Genomic DNA, 20,021 nt, shown 5'->3' with positions numbered 1-20,021 from the left:
AAAAGGAGATCAAACCATGACTGCCAAGCTCGACCCGTTCGCCGCCGCCCCCGCCCAGATGAAGTCCTGGATGGGCACATCGCTCGCCGTGGCGGCGAGCCTTGAACCGAGCCTTGTGTCGCTTGTCGAAGTCCGCGCGTCGCAGATAAACGGGTGCGCGAACTGCATTAATATGCACACAGCAGACGCACGCGAGAAAGGCGAAACCGAGCAGCGCCTCTACCTGCTGTCCGCCTGGCGCGACGCGCCGTGCTACACCGATCGCGAACGCGCGGCGCTCGGCTGGACCGACGCGTTGACCCGGCTGTCCGAAGGCGATGCGCTCGACGGCGCCCGCGCGGCGCTCAACGACCACTTCAGCAAGGCAGAGCAGGTGAGGCTCACGCTCATGATCAACGTCATCAACGGCTGGAACCGGCTCGCGGTCGGCTTCGGCCTGTGGGTCGATCCGGCGGCGGCAAAGGCCGCTGCCAAGGCATTCGCCTGATGACTGGCGCCAACCTCACGGACGCCGCGGCGAGTTTCGAGCCGCTGCGGCGCACGCTGATCCGCGTCGCGTACCGGATGCTCGGTTCCGTCGCGGATGCCGAGGACATCGTGCAGGACGCGTACATCCGCTGGGTGAATGCCGAGCGCACCGAGGTGCGCGTGCCCGAGGCGTTCCTGCGCCGCATGGTCATGCGGATGTGCCTGGACCAGCTCAAGTCCGCGCGGCACCAGCGCGAAACCTACATCGGCCCGTGGCTGCCCGACCCCGTCCTCGAGGAGGACGAGCAGGAGGACGTCACGCTGCCGCTGATGCTCGCGCTCGAGCGCCTGTCGCCGCTCGAACGCGCCGCGTTCCTGCTTCACGACGTCTTCGGGCTGGAGTTCGACGAGGTCGCAAAGACAATCCGGCGCGAGCCAGCCGCGTGCCGCCAGCTCGCGGCGCGGGCGCGTACCCACGTGCGGGAGTCGCGCCCGCGCTTTCAGGTCGAGAAGGAGCGCGGCCTCGAGCTCGCGAAAGCGTTCTTCGACGCATCACGCAGCGGCGACATGAGCGCGCTCGGCACCATGCTGGCCGCCGACGTGAGCCTGCATGCGGACGGCGGCGGCAAACGGCCGGCGCTCGGCCACCCGGTGCTCGGCTTCGACGATGTGATGAAGGTGCATGCGCAGCTGTCGGCGCTCTTCCAGAAAAGGGGTTCGACGTTCGTGCGCGCGGCCTTTATCAACGGGCTGCCCGGCTTTGTCACGCTCGAGGCTGATGGGGAGTTGCAGACGACGGCGTTGGAAATCGAGAACGGGAAGGTCGCGGCGATTTACGTGGTCCGCAACCCTGACAAGCTGCGGCATTTGCATTAGGCCTGGTGTTGGACGGCCTGACGGGCCAACCGCTTCTGACCCTGCGCAGCACCAGGCCCCACCCCGTCACATGTATCCCCGGGGAAAGCCATATACGTTCGCACGGATTAATACATCATGATGTGATGTATTTGGTGATTGTTCGCGCATCACGAACGAAATTCGTCGGGGATAACCCCAAGCTCCCGACAAATACATCATGACATGATGTATTGTCTCGCACTCCCGCGGTCGGAGCTGCCCCTGGAAAGACAGCAACCTCGGATTGCGGGACATACAAACGGGGGACAATCAATGCAGATACGCAGACAGACGGACTTCCTGTCCGGACTGATGTTCATCGCCGTCGGGCTGGGCTTTTCGTTCGTTGCCCGCGGCTACACGATGGGAACGGCGGCCCGCATGGGTCCGGGCTACTTTCCCTTCTGGCTTGGCATCGTGCTGGCACTGCTGGGCGCGGTCGTGGCGATCGGATCGACCTCCGCGAAGAGCGAGGCCGATCACATGGCGCGATGGGACATCAAGACGCTCTTGTGGGTGCTCGGTTCGGTGGTGTTGTTCGGCCTCATCCTCAAGCCGTTGGGCATGGTGCTGTCCGTGCTTGTCCTGGTGCTGGTGTCATCGATGGCCAGTCACGAATTTACGTGGAAAGGGGCGGTACTGAACGCCTGCGTGCTGGTGATTATCAGCACGTTCGCGTTTGTGTACGGAATCAACCTGCAGATGCCGGTATGGCCGGCCTTCCTCGCAAACTAGGGAACACGCCATGGAATTGTTGAGCCATCTCGCGCTGGGATTTTCGACGGCGCTCTCCCTGCAGAACCTGGCCTATGCCTTCCTGGGCTGCGTGCTCGGCACGCTGATCGGCGTGCTGCCGGGGCTGGGCCCCCTCGCCACCATCGCCATGTTGCTGCCGGTGACCTATTCGCTTCCGCCGGTGGCAGCGCTGATCATGCTGGCGGGCATTTACTACGGCGCGCAATATGGCGGGTCGACGACGGCGATCCTGGTCAACCTGCCCGGCGAGTCATCGTCGGTCTGCACCACGCTGGACGGCTACCAGATGGCACGGCGTGGCCGCGCCGGGGTGGCGCTGGCCACGGCAGGGCTGGGTTCGTTCTTCGCGGGCAGCGTGGCAACGCTGATTCTCGCGGCGTTCGCCACGCCGTTGTCCGAGCTCGCCTTCAAGTTCGGTCCCGCCGAGTACTTCTCGCTGATGGTTCTTGGCCTGATCGGCGCCGTGGTGCTGGCTTCCGGCTCGCTGGTAAAGGCTGTGGCGATGATCGTGCTGGGCCTGCTGCTTGGCCTGGTAGGCACCGACGTCAATTCCGGTGCCGCGCGATTCTCGTTCGACGTGCCGGAACTGACCGACGGCATCAGCATCACCGCGCTTGCCATGGGCCTGTTCGGCTTCGCTGAGATCATCGCGAACCTGGAGCAGAAGGAAACGCGCGAGACCTTCACCGACAAGGTGTCCGGCCTGTTTCCCACGCGCGAGGACTTCCGCCGCATGATCCCCGCCGTGCTGCGCGGAACCATGCTCGGGTCGGCGCTCGGCATTCTTCCTGGCGGTGGCGCGTCGCTGGCATCGTTTGCCGCCTACTCGCTCGAGAAGAAGACCTCGAAGTACGCACACGAATTCGGCAAGGGTGCAGTCGAAGGCGTTGCCGGACCGGAGTCGGCCAACAATGCGGCCGCGCAGACGTCGTTCATTCCGCTGCTCACGCTGGGCATTCCGCCAAACGCCGTGATGGCGCTGATGGTGGGGGCCATGACGATCCACAACATCCAGCCGGGACCGCAGGTCATGACGAGCAACCCCGCGCTGTTCTGGGGCCTGATTGCGTCGATGTGGATCGGCAACCTCATGCTTGTGGTGCTGAACCTGCCGCTGATCGGGATCTGGGTGAAGCTGCTGACCGTGCCGTACCGCTTCCTGTATCCCGCCATCCTGGTGTTCTGCAGCATCGGCGTGTACTCGGTCAACAACACGGTCTTCGACGTGTTCGTGGCGGCGAGCTGCGGTCTGGTGGGCTACCTCTTCCTGAAGCTTCGTTGCGAACCCGCGCCGCTGCTGCTCGGTTTCGTGCTCGGGCCGATGATGGAAGAGAACTTCCGCCGGACGCTGCTGCTGTCCCGTGGCGACTTCTCGGTGTTCGTCACGCGGCCGCTTTCGATGGGCCTGCTGATTGCCGCAGCCGCTCTGGTCGCCGTCGTGGCGCTGCCTTCGATCAAGGCCAAGCGTGAGGAGGCGTTCCAGGAAGAGTGACCGCGGTGGCCAGGCAAGAGATGTCTCCCTCATGGCAGCATCCCGAGGCGCTGCTGTCGTGAACGCACTGCCACGCCTCGCAGCCTGGCCCGCGAACACCACGACACCGATCTCTGTCCGGACGAGCCCTCGCAAATGAGCGGGGGCTCTTTCGCTTTGGAGGTCCGTTGTCAGGACGACAGTGGGCGGTTTCCCGCGGACCTCGTCACACCTTCCTGACGAACTCCGATTTCAGGCTCATGGGACCAAAGCCATCGATCTTGCAATCGATATCGTGGTCACCGTCGACCAGGCGAATGTTCTTTACCTTGGTGCCCATCTTGATCACGCCGGCTGAGCCCTTCAGCTTGAGATCCTTGATGACAGTGACGGTATCTCCATCCTGCAATACGTTGCCCGCTGAATCGCGATAAATCCTTGCTTCCGCTTCAGCCGGTGCCGATGCCTGCGCCGACCATTCATGCGCGCATTCCGGACAAATATAGAGTCCCCCATCTTCATAGGTGAACTCGGAATTACATTTCGGGCAGGGGGGTAATGCGCTCATGGGTAATCCTTGGATGCGTGGCAAAGGCCGAAAGTATACTGCCCTGCCCGGCGGACAAACTACATTGCGTCGGAGGGCAACACGCTCCAGCCTGAAGCACCGCTCGACGTCGTTCTGCGCTGACTCCTGAGGACGCCGTTCTCGTCAAACTCGAACAGGACGGTCGATGACCGGATCTCGCCTCCGGCAAAGAGCGGGCCAATGAACGGGATAAAGCTTTCAGGGTGAGGCCTGGAGGTCGCGAATGAATAGATCAGGATGGTGGATCCGCTCTTCAGCGTGACTTGGGAAGTTGGCGTCCCGAGCTGGGTAGTGACGTCGTCAATGGTGGAGAAACCGGGCAAGAAGTTCGACAAATGCTCCGGTGTCACGTTGACGCCGGTCGATACGCAGGCAGCCAACATGATGCAAAGCACAATCCGTGCATGAATACGCCACATGTTGTCAGTGCCATACTTTCCGTGCCATGACGGAGAACTGAGGGCCATGACGCCCGTCGGCACCCCGTATCGCAAAGGATACAACTTTTGACGAACGCTTGGCCTGGACTGCCCGGGGGCTTCGCCCCGCTTCGTAGAGTGGCGGACAGCGATTCGTTCTACCGGCACAACTGAAGGTGATTGGCCTTTGCCCTGGCTGGTCGAACGAAGAAGCTCACCGTTCTGTAGTGATAAGCCTTCGACTCAGCGAAAATCATCTATACAAGGGATCGCGACGCTGGCCGTCTCTTCTCACACCTGCAGGATGATTTTCTGCAGCAGCGCAGTCAGATCTCGACGCTGATCTATGATCAAGTGCACATAAATAGCGTCGTCCCCGACTTCATAGATAATTCGATTCTTTCCGCAATGCACTTCGCGGAATCTTTCCGCGGTTAGCCCACTGAGTTCATCGACAATATGGCCGCATTCCGGATACTCCCGGATGCGAGTGATGGATGCCTGGATCTGAGCATACGAGTCTTCCCAGACGGCCATGCCAAATGCGTCCACAACGTAGCGGCGCACCCGCTTCAGCTCGGCTTTACCGCTGTCGAGAAGCTTTGCCTTCAGCAATGTGGAGGCCATCAGCGCCGCTTCTCTTGCCGGTCCAGTTCGTCCAGTTCTGCGAACACATCATCGATGTCGGAAAACTTTTCCTGCTCGATCTGCTTTTGCCCAAGGGCCAGAATCTTCAGCAGTGCCAATGTTTGCCGGTCGGATTCATAGCTGCGCACGTCCTGGACAACGAGCTTGGCTTCGCCGTTTTGGGTGATGATCAATGGTTCACCAGATTCAGCAAGGTCCTTGACGATCTGCGCGGCTTCACTCTTGAGATAGCTGATTGGCTTGACGTGATCGGCAATTCGCATCGCACGGCTCCTGTGGATGGCGTAGGTAGACCAAATATAGTCCGTTAACAGTCTTTCGTCAACTTTGCCAGACCTGCGAGCGACCGCTACGGGTCCGATAAGGGACCTTGGTTTCCCGGAATTTTGCGAAGAACCTTCATTTGCCAATCTGCGAGTTAAGCGCTCGAACCGTGGGTGGAGAATGGCCCGAGTCTCCCTGCTGCGGAGACTCGGGGGGCAGCCAAACATTGCGCTACTCGGGGATGACAGTCGCCAATGCCGAAATCCGCCTAGTCACTTCCCGGTCTTCGTTTTGTTTGGCGAAGAACTCGGTGTTGGAGGCTGGGCAACAAGTGAGGTCCGGAGCACGGCACCAAGTGTCATTACTTGCGTCTTGTCTGGAGCAGGCGCTTGGGCGGCCTGACCGTTGTCGTAACCGGTCGAGCAAGCTTCCAGGTAGCCGGGCGGGAATTTCTGTTCCGGCGTTGCCGCCGGCTCGCAATGTGCGACAGCGCAGAATGTAAGTGCGCCAATGGCAAGAACATGTCGCCCAGTTGTGCGCAGAAGGGGATCAGGATTCATCAGCGGCTCCGTATCGGTGGCGGCAGACTGCGAGTCACCTAGCCCGACTCTCGCAGAAACCATTGCACTCGTTGCCTTGTTGACCGTGAATTGCTAAGTTGGCTAGCTTTCGGCCGTTACCCGACATCCGGCTCGACGGAGCGTCAGTTACTCACTGCGCACCTCGGTTCTATCTAGGAATTCGGGTTGCTCGTAAGCTTATGAAATCGTTCCCAACGCCGCGTCATCGGAAGCGATGACGGACAAGACTAATAACAAAAAAACCTACACGGAAAGTTGATAGTCGAATGAGCTGCCTGGACCTTTGCGGATGCCACTAACCAGCAAGAATGTTGAGAACGTGCCGGCCGCCCGTTGAGTGGTGCCAGGTCCAGCGGCAGTTAAGTGGTGTTAAGGAAGCTGCGCGTAGCACTTGGATCAAACGGCGGCTCATCGGCTAGCCGTTAACAAAATCCGTTGAAAGTCTGGAGTAATCGCCCTATGGTCCTTGTCCGGCCTAGGGACACTCCCAAAGCTGCCGACGAATTCGTCGGCAGCTTTGTTTTTGACAGCACCTCGCACGTCACTTCGCCGGAGGAGACGTCCATGTCCTCTGCTGCTGCACTGCGTGCCGGGCGATGAATTCGGTCATCGTTCGCCCTGGGCGGAGCGCCTCATCAGTTTTGATGATGGCGGCGCCTTCAGACAGCGCAAGTTTTAGTGCGCTTCGGCGCGAACCGGCGGCGTGGAGCGATGCAGCAGGCTCAGAAGATCGGACTGCCTTGTCGTGCCGGTCTTGGAAAAGATGTGCTGCAGATGAGTGCGAACGGTTGGCTCGCTGATGCCGAGCATCTCTGCCGACTCCATTCCGCCGAGCCCTTGCGAGAGCGCCAGCAGCACGCGCAGTTCGCCACCGGTCAGCCCATGCAGCCGCGCAAAGGCTTCGCCCGGCATGAGCGGGATCTGAATGGGGTCTTGCATGAACACGGCGACCGATGCGGCGAAGGGTGCAAGGATTCCGCGGCGCTCGCCGTTCTCGATCGGCAGCAGGGTAGCGACGTAGCCGCTGCCGGCGCCAGCGCCATCTGGAATCGCCACGGAATGCTCGCTCCAGGATGAGGTGGTGTCCGCGCGCGTCGCGGCATCGATGTTCTTCTCGAGTGCCGCACGGGCCACAGGATGGATGGCGGACAGCCGGTTGTGGGCGAGGCAGATCGAATGGCCCGCCTTCACCTGCCGCTCGGCCGCCGCATTCATGTAGACGACGCGGCCATCGCGCGCCGTAAGGAAGACGCCGGCGGAAAGCCCGTCGAGCGTCTTTTCGAGCATCTCCGATCGAAGCGCCCGGATGTCGAGCGCATCGGAGATCGCGAGTGCCCGGCAGACATGCGGAGACAGCAGCCTGAACAGTTGCACCTCGTGCTGCTGGTAGAGGGGCTTCCTGTCGCTGCGGGAAGCGTGCAGCGAGGCCATTCGCCCGCCAGTGCGCAGCGCCGGAAACCAGATTATGTCCGTCAGCCCGTAGGGCTCCAGGACTTCGCGGTAGAAGCGGCTTTCAAGCAGTTGCCGGGGCTCCTTGCCCAGCGAGTTGACATCGCCGACATTCGAGACGATATCCGCGGCGGCCATCGGGCTTTCGGCGAACTGGCTGCCCAGCTTCTCCAGGAAATCGGGTTGGTAGCCGAACACGAACAATTGGTCGTTGCGCACCTGCTTGAGGTCATGCACGCAGATGCCGCCGCCCGTGCTTGCGCACAGGTCCGCAACCGTCCGGCAGGTGGACGGCCAGCGCTCGGGATCGAGGGCGCAGTCATAGATGGCGCCGATCACATCGGAAAGTTGCTGGGCCGTTACACCCTCAAGACCGTTCATGTCGAACTCCCTTCTTCTTATTAGTCTTGTCCCTCATCGCTTCCGATGACGCGGCGCTGGGAACGATTTTATACGCTTACAAGCAACACGAATTCCTATTGATGTTTCCAGAATTCATGACAACGCAAAATATTCGTCGTCCCCGCGCAGGCGGGGACCCAGTGACTTTTTGTCCCCCTTCGGGGGACTTGTAAGACGCTGGATTCCCGCCTTCGCGGGAATGACGGTGGTTGCTTTGATGTTGTCGTGAAATAGGGAAAGCTCAATAGATGGAAGAAAGGTTGCTCCGATGGTCGACTACGTCACTCGAATCCTCGCCACGGCCGCCAAGCGAACGTCCGCCGGCTATGTGGTCACCCTGATCTCCTGCATTCTTGCAGCGTTCATCTGGAACAGGCCGGCCGGATACCTCCAGGCGACAGTGTCCCCCTGGACGACAAACTCGACGATCGCTTCGCTCTACATCCTGACCAACGCAGCACGCGTCTTCACCTATGTGCCGCAATTGATGGCGGTCTGGCGCAGCACAGACGGTGCGCGCGACATCTCCCTGTTCACCTGGGGATCATGGGTTGTGGCCAACGCGACCGCTGTGGCCTACGGTGCGGTCCTCATCCACGACCTGTTCTTCACGCTGATCGCGGTGCTCAACCTGGTGTGCTGTGCGGCGGTGACCGTGGTAGGCATGCAGCGTCGGAGAGCGCAGCGGTAACTGGTACGCTCGCGCGCCGTTAACGAGACAGCAGAACAGAGGGCAGGCATCAAACCATCCTTAACACAGGCGGCCGGCATCGCAGTTGCGGATGCGGACCTGCACCGTCGACGGGCACCACGCTTTCGACTCGGTCGGATAGTCCGGCTGGAACAGGCCGGAGCATCGTTCTCGCGCGTCGCGCGCAGCGGGCGCGCGAAGTCGTCAGGCGAACGGTCGATCTCGACCGCCGGATAGAGGCTGATGTAGATGCCTTCGGGCGATTCCAGCGCGGCGTGGCCGATGGAGATAACGCCATCGCGATCCACCTCGGCGATATGGCGATCGATGATCGGGTGCCGGCACGCCTCCGACTTCGCCGTACCGACCGGCATCCAGACGTGCACGGTCAGCGCGCGCTCGTCGGCCGAGGGCGGGCCATCCCAGGTGGTCAGCCGGTGCGCACCCGCATCCGGTGCAGCGGCAGCGGCAGCGGATTTTGCATTGTCTGAGACGCCCGGATTGCCTGCCAGCCGCCGCACGCGCGACGCCAGCAACAGCAGTTCCAGCCACCGAAGACCAGGCCGAGCCCCAGGGCAGTACGGCACGGTGCCCACGTAATGCGTCGGGTACGGCTGGATGAAGAAGATCGCCAGTGCGATCTCGACTATGCCATCCGCCAGGAACAGCACGATGCCTACCACCATGCTGATGGCACCGGTCCGGGCCAGTGCCTTCCAGCGCGAGCGCAGGTAATCCACGCCCAACAGCAACATCAGCAAGCGAATCATCGGCAGTCTCCAGGGCCGCGCAACGGATTGCTGCGCGGATTTTGCCGGGGGTATCTTTTATCTGCACGCTTCCGCCGACGCTGTATTCTTTTTACGTTGCCCGGTGTTGCAGCTTGAGCCGATTCTTTGCCGCTCCACTCGCTTTCGCCTGCTTGGGGGGCGTTTCGCGCAGTTCGGCTCCGCACTCCGGAACAGTTGGAAATCCCGAGCTTGCCGTCAGGCTACGAAAATGCTGGCAGATTCCGGTCGTCATGGTTCTGAAGGCAGCGACCGAACCTTGCTGTATTTCGGTTGGATGACCCTGTTCATCTATCTGGCAACGCCAGCCGGTTACCTGGTCGATATACAGACGTCGTACATACTCAAGAACCAGTTGCACGCGACGGCGACGCAGATCTCGACATTCCGGCTGGTGACGGGCATACCCGTCTACATCGCCTTCGCTTTTGGCCTGGCGCGCGACCAATGGAACCCGTTGGGATTGCGCGATCGCGGCTTCTTCCTGATCTTCGCCCCGGCGACCGCGGCGGCAGTCATCCTGATGGCATTTTCAGGTTTCTCATACGCGGGACTGGTCGTCGGGATGCTGCTGGCCATGATGTCGTCCAGATTCGTCGCCGCTGCCTATCAGGGGTTGATCGCGCTGGTGGGCCAGGAGAAGCTCATGTCCGGGCGCCTGAGCGCTCTGGGAAACGTAATCAGTTCCGTGCCGGTCGTTGCAGGGGCGTTCGCGTCCGGATATGTGTCCGATCATCTTGCCGCGAAGGAAGCACTCCTCCTGGTCGCGATGTTCAACCTGTTGATTGCCGTATTGGCGCTCTGGAAACCCATTTTCGTCTACGGCCACCTCTACGAGAAACCGCAAGCCAGAGGCACGGATTTCGTCGGGAATGTCAGGCGGCTGGTCAGGCATAAGGCCGTCTATCCCGCCGTATTCATCTGCTTTCTGTGGAATTTTGCCCCGGGATCCGCCACACCGCTGCAGTTCTATCTGACCAACGAGCTGCATGCATCGGATTCGGTTTACTCGTACTACAACGGGATCTTTGCCGCCGCATTCATCCCGACATTCCTGCTATATGGCTTTCTGTGCAAAAGGGTATCGCTGAACAAGCTGTTGTGGTGGGGAACGATCATCGCAGTACCGCAGATGATTCCGCTCGCTTTCATTCATTCAGCCGATCTCGCCCTTGTATTGGCAGCACCGATAGGACTGATGGGCGGTGTCGCCACGGCAGCATACTTCGATCTCGCGATCCGGTCCTGCCCGCCAGGCTTGCAGGGAACCTTGATGATGCTGGTGGATGGCGTCCTCGCGCTCTCGGCGCGCGCTGGCGATCTGTTGGGCTCATGGATCTACAATAGCGACGCCACGCACGGATTCACATATTGCGTGATCGCGACCACCGTGGTGTACGCACTGATCCTGACCTTGATCCCGCTGACACCGAAAGCGTTGATTGCCACCAGGGATGGCGAATCGAACCCGGAGGCCGAGGCCGGAGTGCTCAACGAGATCCGCGGATCCTTGCCTGACCAGCCCGGCTGATCGGGAAGCCAACAAGACAAGGAAATTGCGGTGGATCGCGCCCGGATGGCGCCGGTATGACCGGAAGAGGCCGCTTGTTTTCCTCAACTACAGATCGGGGTGCTTGCCTAGTCTCAATCCAGCCCCGAAAATCAACCTCCAGCGCTCCCGCCCGTAGCCTCGTGCATCACGCACGCGCCCAGATGCCGCAGGAGCAACACATACGCCGGAGAGTTCGATGGATCACCAAGACCCGCCCCCCGCACCACGCCTGCTCCCAGCGGCCTGGTTCACCGTGGTCGGCGCCTCTTACCTCCTCACCGCCCTGGCGCTTTGGACGGTGCTCCAGGCCAACCTTGTCGCCGCCCTGCTCTCCGGCCTGCTGCTGTACTCGCTGGTAGACGTGCTCGCCCCGCGCCTGAAGCGCCTGAACCAGCGGCATGACGCACTGGCCGTTGCCATCCTGTCCATCGTGATCCTGGTAGCGCTGTCGCTCGGTATCTGGGCACTGGTGCGCTTCGTCAGCGGCGAGGGCACGCTGGACGCCCTGATGAACCACATCGCCGACATCATCGACCAGTCGCGCGGCCAGTTGCCCGACTGGGTCAGCGGCGCGCTGCCGAGTACGGTCGAGGAACTGGCCAACACCATGATCCACTGGCTGCGCGAACACGCGCAGATGGCGCAGAAACTGGGGGCGGAGGTGCTGCGCACGCTGTTGCATATCATCATCGGCATGGTCATCGGCGCGATGGTGGCGCTCTACCGCGCGGTGTCGCGCCCCAACCGCCGGCCGCTGGCGACGGCGCTGGTCTCGCGGGCCCGTTCGCTGCAGCAGGCGTTTGCGCAGTTCATCTTCGCGCAGATCCAGATCTCGACCATCAATACGTTCCTGACGGCGATCTACCTGCTGGTGGTGCTGCCGTTGTTCGGTGTCCACCTGCCGCTGTCGAAGACGCTGGTGGTCATTACCTTCGTGGTCGGGCTGTTGCCAGTGTTGGGGAACCTGATTTCGAACACGGCCATCGTGGTGGCGTCGCTGTCGGTGTCGCTGCCGATTGCGGTGGCGTCACTGTTCTACCTGGTGGTGATCCACAAGTTCGAGTATTTCCTGAACGCGCGCATCATCGGTGCGCGCATCCAGGCGGCAGCGTGGGAGTTGCTGATCGTGATGCTGCTGATGGAAACGCTGTACGGCATTCCGGGCGTGATTGCGGGCCCGATCTTCTACGCCTACCTGAAGCGCGAGCTGACAATCGGAGGATTGGTGTGACGTGCGGCGTGGCCGCGCGGCCCGGTGCGCAGTGGTAGGACTAATCCACGCCCTTGTCCGCCCCACCCCCGTTCTCCACCCACGTCCGCACAAAATCGATATGCGTCTGCATGGCCGTGCGCGCCTCTTCCGGGCGGCGCGCGCAGATGGCGTCGCACACCGTGCGGTGCTGCAGCAGCAGGAGCGCGGACGTGGCCTCCCCCTCTTCACGCAGCCCGGTACCACTGATGGTGATGTGTTCGCGCAGCATGCTGATAACGCTGGTATGCAGGTGCAGGAACATGGTGTTGTGCGAGGCCTGCGCGATGGCGTCGTGCAGGCGCGTATCCGCCTCTGCCTCGGCCTGCTTGTCGTCAGCCATGCGGGCGCGTTCGAGTTCCGCCATCAGGCCGCGGATGCGTTCGCGGTCTTCGTCATCGCCGCGCAACGCGGCGAAGTAGGCGGTGGCGCCTTCCAGCACGCGACGGAACTCCAGGATGTCGTCGCGCAGCGCCGGATGGTCGGCTACAAGCTGGCCCCATGGCGAGGCGATGCCTGAGCGCAACTGGTCGGTCACGTAGACACCGGCGCCGCGCCGGCTTTGCAGCAGCCCGCGTGCGGCCAGGCGCTGGATGGCTTCGCGCACGGTGTTGCGCGCGACGTCGTATTGCTCGGCCAGTACGCGCTCGGCCGGCAACCGCGCGCCCGCAGGCCAGGTGCCGTCGAGCAATGCGGTTTCCATGCGCCGCATCACCGCTTCGACGCGTCCGCGCCCGCCCCCGTGCCATTGCGTCCCCGTTGCCATCGTTCTTCCCTTGCTGACTTTCCTGATCGCCGGCCGTGGCCGATGTGACCTCCACGCAAAGTGGTCCAACCAATTTGTACTGTAGCGCGGAAGCGGGAATTATGCGCCCGAACGTGCGATTCCAGCGCGTGCGGAGTGAGACATGAAGGACAGGCAATACCCCACCACTGCCCCCGCGCAGGTCTACCTGTTTGCGACCTGCCTGGTCGACCTGTTCGTGCCCCAGGCCGGCCTTGACGCCGTGCGCCTGCTCGAGCGCGAAGGCCTGACCGTGCACTTTCCGCGCGCGCAGAGCTGCTGCGGGCAACCGGCCTACAGCAGCGGCAATCCCGACCAGGCCCGCGCCGTGGCGCGCGCGCAGCTCGACCTGTTCGGCGAACCGTGGCCGGTCATCGTCCCGTCCGGCTCCTGCGCCGGCATGATGCGGCACCACTGGCCGCAGCTTTTCGCCGATGACCCCGTCGCCGGCCCCAAGGCCCGTGCGCTGGCCGAACGCATCTACGAACTGACCGAATTCCTGCTGCACGTGCTCAAGGTCGACTTCAGCCAGGCGCTGCCGGGCGGCCAGGCGGCGGAGCGCGTCGTGCTGCATACCTCATGCGGCGCGCGTCGAGAAATGGGTACGCGTGAGCATGGCGTGGCCATGGTCGATGCCTTGCCCGGCGTGATGCGCGTGGAGCATGAACGCGAATCGGAGTGCTGCGGCTTTGGCGGCACCTTCTCGCTCAAGCACCCCGATATCTCCGGCGCCATGGTGCGCGACAAGGTCGCCTCCGCCTGCGCCACGGGCTGCAACCGGCTGGTGTCGGCCGATTGCGGCTGCCTGCTCAATATCGGCCACACAGCCGCGCATGACGGCGCGCCGTTGCAAGTCGAACACCTTGCCAGTTTCCTGTGGCGCCGTACCGGAGGTGCAGCATGACCGCCCTCACTGCACGCGAACGCATGCTGGGCCGGCTGCGCGCCGCCGCGCCGGCAACCGGTGCTACGACCACCGCGGAGATTGATCGCCGCGTCGACGCGCACTACGCCGTTCGCCAACCGGCCACACCCGGGTTCGAGGAACGCGTTGCATCAATGCAGGCAGCGCTGGAAGCCTCGCACGCCGAAGTCTGGCGCACCACCGCATCGGCATGGCCCGCCCTGCTCGCGGACAAGCTCGCGCAGGCCGGCGTGCGGCGCCTGCTGCTGGACCCGACGCAAGCGGCCGGCGCTGCGCTGAAGCGCGCCTTGCCGCCGCAGGTCGAAGCCATCGGCTATGACCGCCCCATCGAGCAATGGAAGGCCGAGCTGTTCGACACAGTCGATGCCGGCTTCACGGTCGCGCGCTCCGGCATTGCCGCCACCGGCACGCTGATCCTGGCGCCGGATGCGGGCTCGCCGCGCACGGTGTCGCTGGTGCCGCCGCTGCATGTGGCGCTGGTGCATGCCTCCACGCTGCATGCCGACCTGCACACGGCCGCGCGCGCCGAGCGCTGGCGCGACGGCATGCCGACCAACCTCGTGATGGTGTCGGGGCCGTCCAAGACCTCCGATATCCAACAAACCCTGGCCTACGGCGCGCACGGTCCGCGCCAGCTTTGGGTAGTGATCGTCGATGACAGCAACGCGAGGAGCCAGGCATGAGCGAGAACACGCTGCACTTCGTCCCGACACAGGACTTCAAGGCGCGCGCCCGCGAGGCGCTGGACGACCCCAAGCTGCGCCAGAGCTTCCGCGGCGCGATGGATTTCCTGCAGGGCAAGCGCCTGGCGCAGTTCCCGGATGCCGATGAACTCGAACACCTGCGCGACCTGGGCGAGGCGATCCGCCAGCACGCGCTGGCCAACCTGCCCGACCTGCTGGTGCAGCTCGAAAGCAACCTGACCGCTGCCGGCGTGCAGGTGCACTGGGCCGAGACTGCCGACGAAGCCAACGCGATCATCCATCGCATTGCCGAATCGAAGCAGGCGAAGCGCGTGATCAAGGGCAAGTCGATGGCCAGCGAGGAAATCGAGCTGAACCATTACCTGGCCGAGCGCGGCGTGGACTGCATCGAGTCGGACATGGGCGAGTACATCGTCCAGCTTGCCGGCGAGAAACCATCGCACATCGTCATGCCGGCGATCCACAAGACCAAGGGCGACATTGCCACGCTGTTCGAGCAGCACATCCCCGACACGCCTTACACCGAGGACGTGGATGCGCTGATCCAGACCGGACGCCGCGCCTTGCGCCAGGCGTTCGTCGAGGCGGATATCGGCCTGTCCGGCGTGAACTTCGCCGCGGCGGACACGGGCACGCTGTGGCTCGTGGAGAACGAGGGCAACGGGCGCCTGTCGACCACGGTGCCGGACGTGCATATCGCCATCATGGGGATGGAGAAGGTGGTGGCGCGGCTCGAACACATCGTGCCGCTGTCGAGCCTGCTGACGCGCTCGGCCACGGGCCAGGCCATCACGACCTACTTCAACCTGATCTCCGGCCCGCGCCGCGAAGGCGAACGCGATGGCCCGCGCGAGGTGCACCTGGTGCTGCTCGACAATGGGCGCACGCAGGCCTATGCCGACGCGCAGTTGCGCGCGACGTTGCAGTGCATTCGCTGCGGGGCTTGCATGAACCATTGCCCGGTTTATACGCGTATCGGCGGGCATGCCTACGGCACGACGTATCCGGGGCCGATCGGCAAGATCATCTCGCCGCATCTGCTGGGGTTGGAAGCGACTGCCGATCTGGCTACGGCCTCGAGTCTTTGCGGTGCGTGCGGTGAAGTCTGCCCCGTGCGCATTCCGATTCCGCAACTGCTGGTGCGCCTGCGCACCGAAGCCAACCGTAATCCCGACGAGCAGGTCGCGCATCCGCTGCGTGGCCAGGGGGCCAAGTACAGCCGTGGCGAGCATCTGATCTGGCGCTTCTGGAGTGGCGCGTTCTCGCACCCGAAGGCTTATCGCATGTTCCGGTGGGCGGCGACGCGGTTGCGTGCGCTGACGCCGGCGAAGCAGATGGGATGGACACAGCATCGGACGCCGCTGACGCCGGCGGCGCGGAGCTTGTCGGATTTGCTGAAAGAGAAGGGGCAGCCGGAATAAGGACCGCCTGCAGGCCGGTCGCAACACCGATTGCGTGCCCCCCTCTCCCGCAAGCGGGAGAGGGGAGAAAACAAGCGATGCGCCGGCGCCCGGCGTGCTTGCCAACAATAACAAAGATTTCCCGAAACACCACTGAAGTAGGAGACTAAGCGTGCAACCCTGGACCCAAATCTATACGCCGCTGGGCAGCCTGTGGCTGTCCGCCCTGGCGGCAGCCGTTCCCATCCTGTTCTTCTTCGTGGCCCTGGCGGTGTTTCGCCTGAAGGGCCATGTGGCCGCGGCGGTGACGCTGCTGCTTTCCCTGGCCGTGGCGATTTTCGCGTACGGCATGCCGGCGCAGCAGGCGCTGGCGGCGGCGGGCTTCGGCTTTGCCTATGGGCTGTGGCCGATTGCGTGGATCATCGTGACCGCGGTGTTCCTGTACAAGATCGTGGTCAAGACCGGGCAGTTCGACGTCATCCGTGCGTCGGTGCTGTCCATCACCGATGACCAGCGGCTGCAGATGCTGCTGATCGGCTTTGCCTTCGGCGCGTTCCTGGAAGGCGCGGCCGGCTTTGGCGCACCGGTGGCCATCACCGCCGCGCTGCTGGTGGGGCTGGGCTTCAACCCGCTCTATGCGGCAGGTCTCTGCCTGATCGCCAACACCGCGCCGGTGGCCTTCGGTGCGATGGGGATTCCCATCATCGTGGCCGGGCAGGTGACGGGCATCGACGCCGTGCACATCGGCGCGATGGCTGGGCGCCAACTGCCGCTGCTGTCGCTGGCGGTGCCATTCTGGCTGGTGTTCATGATGGACGGCGCCAAGGGCGTGCGCGAAACGTGGCCGGCCGCGCTGGTGACGGGCGGCAGCTTCGCGGTGACGCAGTACTTCACGTCGAACCATATCGGGCCTGAGCTGCCGGACATCACCTCCGCGCTGGTCAGCATGGTGTCGCTGGCGGCTTTCCTGAAGGTGTGGCAGCCGCGCAGTGCCTCGCAGCGCGCGGGTGGCAGCGTCGGTGGCGGCACCATGGCGATGTCGGCGTTTGGCGGCGGTGGCTTCGGCAACGGCGTGCAGAACAGTGGCAATCGCAAGTCTCCCTACACCGCTGCGCAGACGATCCGCGCATGGGCACCGTTCGGCATCCTGACCGCCATCGTCACGGTGTGGAGCCTGCAGCCGTTCAAGGCGCTGTTCGCCGGCAACGGTGCGCTGGCCGGCACGGTGCTGAAGTTCAAGGTGCCGGGGCTGGACCAGATGGTCATCAAGGCCGCGCCGATCGTCGCTTCGCCCAAGCCGTATGAAGCCGTGCTCAAGCTCGACCTGCTGTCGGCTGTCGGCACCGCCATCCTGCTGACCGCGCTGATCTCCGCCGTGCTGCTGCGCATGAAGCCGCGCGAGCTGGTGTCGACCTTCGGTGAAACGCTGGGGGAACTGGCCCGCCCGATCCTGTCGATCGGCCTGGTGCTGGCGTTTGCCTTCGTGGCCAACTACTCGGGCATGTCGTCCACGCTGGCGCTGCTGCTGGCAGGTACCGGCGCGGCCTTCCCGTTCTTCTCGCCGTTCCTCGGCTGGCTGGGTGTATTCCTGACGGGTTCGGATACCTCGTCGAACGCGCTGTTCTGCTCGCTGCAGAACACCACCGCGCACCAGATCGGCGTGTCTGACACGCTGCTGGTTGCCGCCAACACCACAGGCGGCGTGACGGCCAAGATGATCTCGCCGCAATCGATCGCGGTGGCCTGCGCGGCGACCGGGCTGGTGGGCAAGGAATCCGAGCTGTTCCGCTTCACCGTCAAGCACAGCCTGCTGTTCGCGGTGATCATCGGCATCATCACCGTGGTGCAGGCCTACGTGCTGCCGGGGATGATCCCGGGCTAAGCCTGCTCCGGGCCACAGGCGGGTTTCGTCGCATCCGACGATGCCCGCCGGCAACGCGGCCTCTTAGCATGATCTGATCCGCCCGCCGACGAGAGCCGGGCGCTTCCATCCTCAAAGGAGACAGATCATGGCTTTTACCCCATTTGACCTCACCGGCAAGGTAGCGCTCGTCACCGGCGGAAACGGCGGCATCGGCCTCGGCATGGCCGAGGGCCTGGCCCAGGCCGGCGCCGATGTTGCGATCTGGGGGACCAATGCGCAGAAGAACGCGGCCGCAGCCGAGCGGCTGGCGCAGTATGGGCACAAGGTGCATACCGCAATCTGCGATGTCAGCAATGAATCCTCCGTCGCTGCTGCCATGGATGGCACGCTGGCCGCACTCGGCCGTATCGACGGCTGTTTCGCCAACGCCGGTGTGTCCGCGCGTGGCACGCGCTTCGAAGAAATGGGTACGGAGGACTGGCACCGCGTGCTGCGGGTCAATCTGGATGGGGCGTTTTTTACGCTGCGCGCGGCGGCGAGGCAGTTGCTGGCGCAGGGGGATGGAGGGGTGCTGGTTGGCACAGCCTCTGTTGCCGCCATCGAAGGCGCGCCGCGCAATGAGCACTATGCCGCGACCAAGGGTGGGCTGATTTCCATGATGCGCGGGCTCTCGGTCGAGTATGCGCGGCATGGGATTCGGGCGCACTCCGTGCTGCCGGGGTGGATCAAGACCGAGATGACCAGCAATGCGCAGGCGAATGCGACCTTTCAGGAGATGGTTGGGAAGCGGGTGCCGATGCGGCGCTGGGGCGAGGGTTCTGACTTTGCGGGGATTGCGGTGTATTTGATGAGTTCGGCTTCGGGGTATCACACTGGGGATACGTTCGTCATCGATGGTGGATACACATTGTTCTGAGCGCGCAGGCAACGAACGGATTCTGGTGCCTGGCAAGCATCAGAATCCGTACCCAATCGCCCGCGCTCAGTCTTCCTTCGGCAGGAACTGATCCCCTTCCGTCAACGGCGCAAACCGATACGTAGCCGGCGTCCGGCTCAACTTCACAGGCGCGCCCAATCCGCGATAGCCACCGTCCATCTCGACGACCATCTCCCGATGCACGGTATGCGGATGCTGCAGAGCATCGGGCACCGACAGCACCGGCGCACACGGCACGCCTGCCGCCACGAGCGTATCGGCCAGCACCTTGCCGTCCAGCTCACGCATACGTGCTTCCAGCTCGGTCTTCAGGGCCTCGCGGTTGACCGAACGTGCACCGGCAGTGGCATAGCGCTCGTCATCCGCCAGCGACGGCACCTGCAGGTACTCGCAAAGAATGCGGAACTGCCGGTCATTGCCCACAGCAAGGAAGATCGGGTCCGTCCCGGTAGCAACCGTATCGTACGGATAGATGTTCGGATGCGCATTGCCGGTACGCACCGGCGTCTTGCCGTTCATGAACCAGTTCGCCGCATGCGGATGCAGCAGCGACAGCCCGGAGTCATAGAGCGCAGCCTCGACGAACTGCCCGCGCCCGCTGCGCTCGCGCTCCTGCAGCGCCAGCAGCACGCCGAGCGCGGCATTCATGCCCGTCACCATATCCACGACAGGCAGCCCGACGCGCAAGGCATCGCGGTCTGCCTCGCCGTTGATGCTCATGAGGCCGGTCATGGCCTGCACCGCGGCGTCATAGCCGGGCAGGCCGCCAAGCGGGCCATCCGCGCCAAAGCCGGAGACACGGCAGTGCACCAGGCGCGGGAAGCGCTGCGACAGCGTGTCGTAGCCGAGCCCCCATTTCTCCATGGTGCCGGTCTTGAAGTTCTCGACCAGCACGTCGGCATCTTCGAGCAGCGCGAGCAGTACGCTGCGGTCCGACTCCGTCGTGAGGTCCAGCTTCATCACGCGCTTGTTGCGGTTCAGCCCGAAGTAGTACGACGCCACGCCGTCCTTGAACGGAGGGCCCCACGTACGCGTGTCGTCGCCCTGCGGCGGTTCGACTTTCAGCACGTCGGCGCCGTGGTCACCCAGGATCTGGCCGCAGTACGGGCCGCCCAGGATGCGCGACAGGTCGACCACGCGGATGCCGGCCAGCGCGCCCGTCTTGGATTGGGTCATGACATCG

19 protein-coding genes and 1 pseudogene are annotated in these 20,021 nt (G+C 63.4%); 12 read left to right on the top strand and 8 right to left on the bottom strand.

Translation table 11 applies throughout. The annotated features are described in order from the left end of the window. The first annotated feature begins 16 nt into the window (after positions 1 to 16). The 4 genes from LDO29_RS17670 to LDO29_RS17655 all read left to right on the top strand — a co-directional run bounded on the left by LDO29_RS17670 (position 17) and on the right by LDO29_RS17655 (position 3,613). Positions 17 to 487 carry a carboxymuconolactone decarboxylase family protein gene (locus LDO29_RS17670; RefSeq protein ID WP_224081087.1) on the top strand — a complete coding sequence of 157 codons (471 nt, stop codon included), beginning with the start codon at positions 17 to 19 and terminating at the stop codon, positions 485 to 487. After that, complete coding sequence (locus tag LDO29_RS17665) at positions 487 to 1,344, top strand: sigma-70 family RNA polymerase sigma factor (RefSeq protein WP_224081086.1); 858 nt, start codon at positions 487 to 489, stop codon at positions 1,342 to 1,344. The genes LDO29_RS17670 and LDO29_RS17665 overlap by 1 nt, the downstream gene beginning before the upstream one ends. 294 nt (positions 1,345 to 1,638) lie before the next feature. Next, entirely contained in the window at positions 1,639 to 2,100 is a 462-nt protein-coding gene (locus LDO29_RS17660; protein ID WP_224081085.1) for a tripartite tricarboxylate transporter TctB family protein, read from the top strand. A gap of 10 nt (positions 2,101 to 2,110) precedes the next feature. Then, entirely contained in the window at positions 2,111 to 3,613 is a 1,503-nt protein-coding gene (locus LDO29_RS17655) for a tripartite tricarboxylate transporter permease (protein WP_224081084.1), read from the top strand. A gap of 205 nt (positions 3,614 to 3,818) precedes the next feature. Here LDO29_RS17655 and LDO29_RS17650 read toward each other — a convergent pair whose 3' ends face one another. The 5 genes from LDO29_RS17650 to LDO29_RS17630 form a co-directional block, all read right to left on the bottom strand. Beyond that, positions 3,819 to 4,160, bottom strand: coding sequence for a zinc ribbon domain-containing protein YjdM (locus LDO29_RS17650; protein WP_224081083.1), 342 nt, complete (start codon positions 4,158 to 4,160; stop codon positions 3,819 to 3,821). A 59-nt stretch (positions 4,161 to 4,219) separates the two neighbouring features. After that, the gene (locus LDO29_RS17645) at positions 4,220 to 4,600 is read right to left on the bottom strand and encodes a hypothetical protein (RefSeq protein ID WP_224081144.1); all 381 of its coding nucleotides are present in this window, start codon (positions 4,598 to 4,600) and stop codon (positions 4,220 to 4,222) included. 291 nt (positions 4,601 to 4,891) lie between these two features. Then, positions 4,892 to 5,227 (bottom strand): type II toxin-antitoxin system RelE/ParE family toxin, encoded by a 336-nt coding sequence (locus LDO29_RS17640; RefSeq protein WP_224081082.1) that lies wholly within the window; start codon positions 5,225 to 5,227, stop codon positions 4,892 to 4,894. After that, positions 5,227 to 5,511, bottom strand: coding sequence for a type II toxin-antitoxin system Phd/YefM family antitoxin (locus LDO29_RS17635; protein ID WP_029049528.1), 285 nt, complete (start codon positions 5,509 to 5,511; stop codon positions 5,227 to 5,229). The genes LDO29_RS17640 and LDO29_RS17635 overlap by 1 nt, the downstream gene beginning before the upstream one ends. A gap of 1,257 nt (positions 5,512 to 6,768) precedes the next feature. Beyond that, positions 6,769 to 7,923, bottom strand: coding sequence for a helix-turn-helix transcriptional regulator (locus LDO29_RS17630; RefSeq protein ID WP_224081081.1), 1,155 nt, complete (start codon positions 7,921 to 7,923; stop codon positions 6,769 to 6,771). A 289-nt stretch (positions 7,924 to 8,212) separates the two neighbouring features. Here LDO29_RS17630 and LDO29_RS17625 point away from each other — a divergent pair, with 289 nt between their 5' ends. Beyond that, positions 8,213 to 8,635, top strand: a complete 423-nt coding sequence (locus LDO29_RS17625) for a hypothetical protein (protein WP_224081080.1) — start codon at positions 8,213 to 8,215, stop codon at positions 8,633 to 8,635. A gap of 66 nt (positions 8,636 to 8,701) precedes the next feature. Here the strand turns inward: LDO29_RS17625 and LDO29_RS17620 are convergent. Continuing rightward, positions 8,702 to 9,288 (bottom strand): annotated as a pseudogene (locus tag LDO29_RS17620) (DUF308 domain-containing protein); the annotation flags it as partial. Between the two features lie 346 nt (positions 9,289 to 9,634). On the opposite strand from LDO29_RS17620, the gene LDO29_RS17615 reads away from it, so the two are divergent. Both LDO29_RS17615 and LDO29_RS17610 read left to right on the top strand, forming a co-directional pair. Beyond that, positions 9,635 to 10,954 (top strand): MFS transporter, encoded by a 1,320-nt coding sequence (locus tag LDO29_RS17615; RefSeq protein WP_224081079.1) that lies wholly within the window; start codon positions 9,635 to 9,637, stop codon positions 10,952 to 10,954. A gap of 217 nt (positions 10,955 to 11,171) precedes the next feature. Then, positions 11,172 to 12,206, top strand: a complete 1,035-nt coding sequence (locus LDO29_RS17610) for an AI-2E family transporter (RefSeq protein ID WP_224081078.1) — start codon at positions 11,172 to 11,174, stop codon at positions 12,204 to 12,206. Positions 12,207 to 12,246: 40 nt separating this feature from the next. Here LDO29_RS17610 and LDO29_RS17605 read toward each other — a convergent pair whose 3' ends face one another. Continuing rightward, positions 12,247 to 12,936 (bottom strand): FadR/GntR family transcriptional regulator, encoded by a 690-nt coding sequence (locus LDO29_RS17605; protein WP_224081143.1) that lies wholly within the window; start codon positions 12,934 to 12,936, stop codon positions 12,247 to 12,249. 196 nt (positions 12,937 to 13,132) lie between these two features. Here LDO29_RS17605 and LDO29_RS17600 point away from each other — a divergent pair, with 196 nt between their 5' ends. The 5 genes from LDO29_RS17600 to LDO29_RS17580 all read left to right on the top strand — a co-directional run bounded on the left by LDO29_RS17600 (position 13,133) and on the right by LDO29_RS17580 (position 18,817). After that, positions 13,133 to 13,912 (top strand): (Fe-S)-binding protein, encoded by a 780-nt coding sequence (locus LDO29_RS17600; protein ID WP_224081077.1) that lies wholly within the window; start codon positions 13,133 to 13,135, stop codon positions 13,910 to 13,912. Beyond that, positions 13,909 to 14,616 (top strand): LutC/YkgG family protein, encoded by a 708-nt coding sequence (locus LDO29_RS17595; RefSeq protein WP_224081076.1) that lies wholly within the window; start codon positions 13,909 to 13,911, stop codon positions 14,614 to 14,616. Before LDO29_RS17600 ends, LDO29_RS17595 begins: the two co-directional genes overlap by 4 nt. After that, on the top strand, positions 14,613 to 16,058 hold the full coding sequence (locus LDO29_RS17590; protein ID WP_224081075.1) for a LutB/LldF family L-lactate oxidation iron-sulfur protein: 1,446 nt from the start codon (positions 14,613 to 14,615) through the stop codon (positions 16,056 to 16,058). Before LDO29_RS17595 ends, LDO29_RS17590 begins: the two co-directional genes overlap by 4 nt. 151 nt (positions 16,059 to 16,209) lie before the next feature. Further along, positions 16,210 to 17,919 carry a lactate permease LctP family transporter gene (locus tag LDO29_RS17585; RefSeq protein WP_224081074.1) on the top strand — a complete coding sequence of 570 codons (1,710 nt, stop codon included), beginning with the start codon at positions 16,210 to 16,212 and terminating at the stop codon, positions 17,917 to 17,919. A gap of 127 nt (positions 17,920 to 18,046) precedes the next feature. After that, the gene (locus LDO29_RS17580) at positions 18,047 to 18,817 is read left to right on the top strand and encodes an SDR family NAD(P)-dependent oxidoreductase (RefSeq protein WP_224081073.1); all 771 of its coding nucleotides are present in this window, start codon (positions 18,047 to 18,049) and stop codon (positions 18,815 to 18,817) included. Positions 18,818 to 18,883: 66 nt separating this feature from the next. Here the strand turns inward: LDO29_RS17580 and LDO29_RS17575 are convergent, their stop codons facing one another. Next, positions 18,884 to 20,014: a CaiB/BaiF CoA transferase family protein gene (locus LDO29_RS17575; RefSeq protein WP_224081072.1), complete on the bottom strand. Its 1,131-nt coding sequence runs from the start codon at positions 20,012 to 20,014 to the stop codon at positions 18,884 to 18,886. Positions 20,015 to 20,021 lie beyond the last annotated feature (7 nt).

The organism is Cupriavidus laharis (genome assembly GCF_914271435.1).
Taxonomy (GTDB): domain Bacteria; phylum Pseudomonadota; class Gammaproteobacteria; order Burkholderiales; family Burkholderiaceae; genus Cupriavidus; species Cupriavidus laharis.
Note: the sequence above shows the minus strand (reverse complement) of the source record. Positions and strands in the feature narration are given on the sequence as shown.

What these genes read in the sequence shown, in the direction of transcription:
- LDO29_RS17640 (WP_224081082.1), bottom strand. Translation starts at nt 5,227, where the DNA reads ATGGCCTCCACATTGCTGAAGGCAAAGCTTCTCGACAGCGGTAAAGCC.
- LDO29_RS17625 (WP_224081080.1), top strand. Translation starts at nt 8,213, where the DNA reads ATGGTCGACTACGTCACTCGAATCCTCGCCACGGCCGCCAAGCGAACG.
- LDO29_RS17635 (WP_029049528.1), bottom strand. Translation starts at nt 5,511, where the DNA reads ATGCGAATTGCCGATCACGTCAAGCCAATCAGCTATCTCAAGAGTGAA.
- LDO29_RS17600 (WP_224081077.1), top strand. Translation starts at nt 13,133, where the DNA reads ATGAAGGACAGGCAATACCCCACCACTGCCCCCGCGCAGGTCTACCTG.
- LDO29_RS17610 (WP_224081078.1), top strand. Translation starts at nt 11,172, where the DNA reads ATGGATCACCAAGACCCGCCCCCCGCACCACGCCTGCTCCCAGCGGCC.
- LDO29_RS17580 (WP_224081073.1), top strand. Translation starts at nt 18,047, where the DNA reads ATGGCTTTTACCCCATTTGACCTCACCGGCAAGGTAGCGCTCGTCACC.
- LDO29_RS17595 (WP_224081076.1), top strand. Translation starts at nt 13,909, where the DNA reads ATGACCGCCCTCACTGCACGCGAACGCATGCTGGGCCGGCTGCGCGCC.
- LDO29_RS17630 (WP_224081081.1), bottom strand. Translation starts at nt 7,923, where the DNA reads ATGAACGGTCTTGAGGGTGTAACGGCCCAGCAACTTTCCGATGTGATC.
- LDO29_RS17670 (WP_224081087.1), top strand. Translation starts at nt 17, where the DNA reads ATGACTGCCAAGCTCGACCCGTTCGCCGCCGCCCCCGCCCAGATGAAG.
- LDO29_RS17665 (WP_224081086.1), top strand. Translation starts at nt 487, where the DNA reads ATGACTGGCGCCAACCTCACGGACGCCGCGGCGAGTTTCGAGCCGCTG.
- LDO29_RS17645 (WP_224081144.1), bottom strand. Translation starts at nt 4,600, where the DNA reads ATGTGGCGTATTCATGCACGGATTGTGCTTTGCATCATGTTGGCTGCC.
- LDO29_RS17660 (WP_224081085.1), top strand. Translation starts at nt 1,639, where the DNA reads ATGCAGATACGCAGACAGACGGACTTCCTGTCCGGACTGATGTTCATC.
- LDO29_RS17650 (WP_224081083.1), bottom strand. Translation starts at nt 4,160, where the DNA reads ATGAGCGCATTACCCCCCTGCCCGAAATGTAATTCCGAGTTCACCTAT.
- LDO29_RS17575 (WP_224081072.1), bottom strand. Translation starts at nt 20,014, where the DNA reads ATGACCCAATCCAAGACGGGCGCGCTGGCCGGCATCCGCGTGGTCGAC.
- LDO29_RS17615 (WP_224081079.1), top strand. Translation starts at nt 9,635, where the DNA reads ATGCTGGCAGATTCCGGTCGTCATGGTTCTGAAGGCAGCGACCGAACC.
- LDO29_RS17655 (WP_224081084.1), top strand. Translation starts at nt 2,111, where the DNA reads ATGGAATTGTTGAGCCATCTCGCGCTGGGATTTTCGACGGCGCTCTCC.
- LDO29_RS17605 (WP_224081143.1), bottom strand. Translation starts at nt 12,936, where the DNA reads ATGCGGCGCATGGAAACCGCATTGCTCGACGGCACCTGGCCTGCGGGC.
- LDO29_RS17590 (WP_224081075.1), top strand. Translation starts at nt 14,613, where the DNA reads ATGAGCGAGAACACGCTGCACTTCGTCCCGACACAGGACTTCAAGGCG.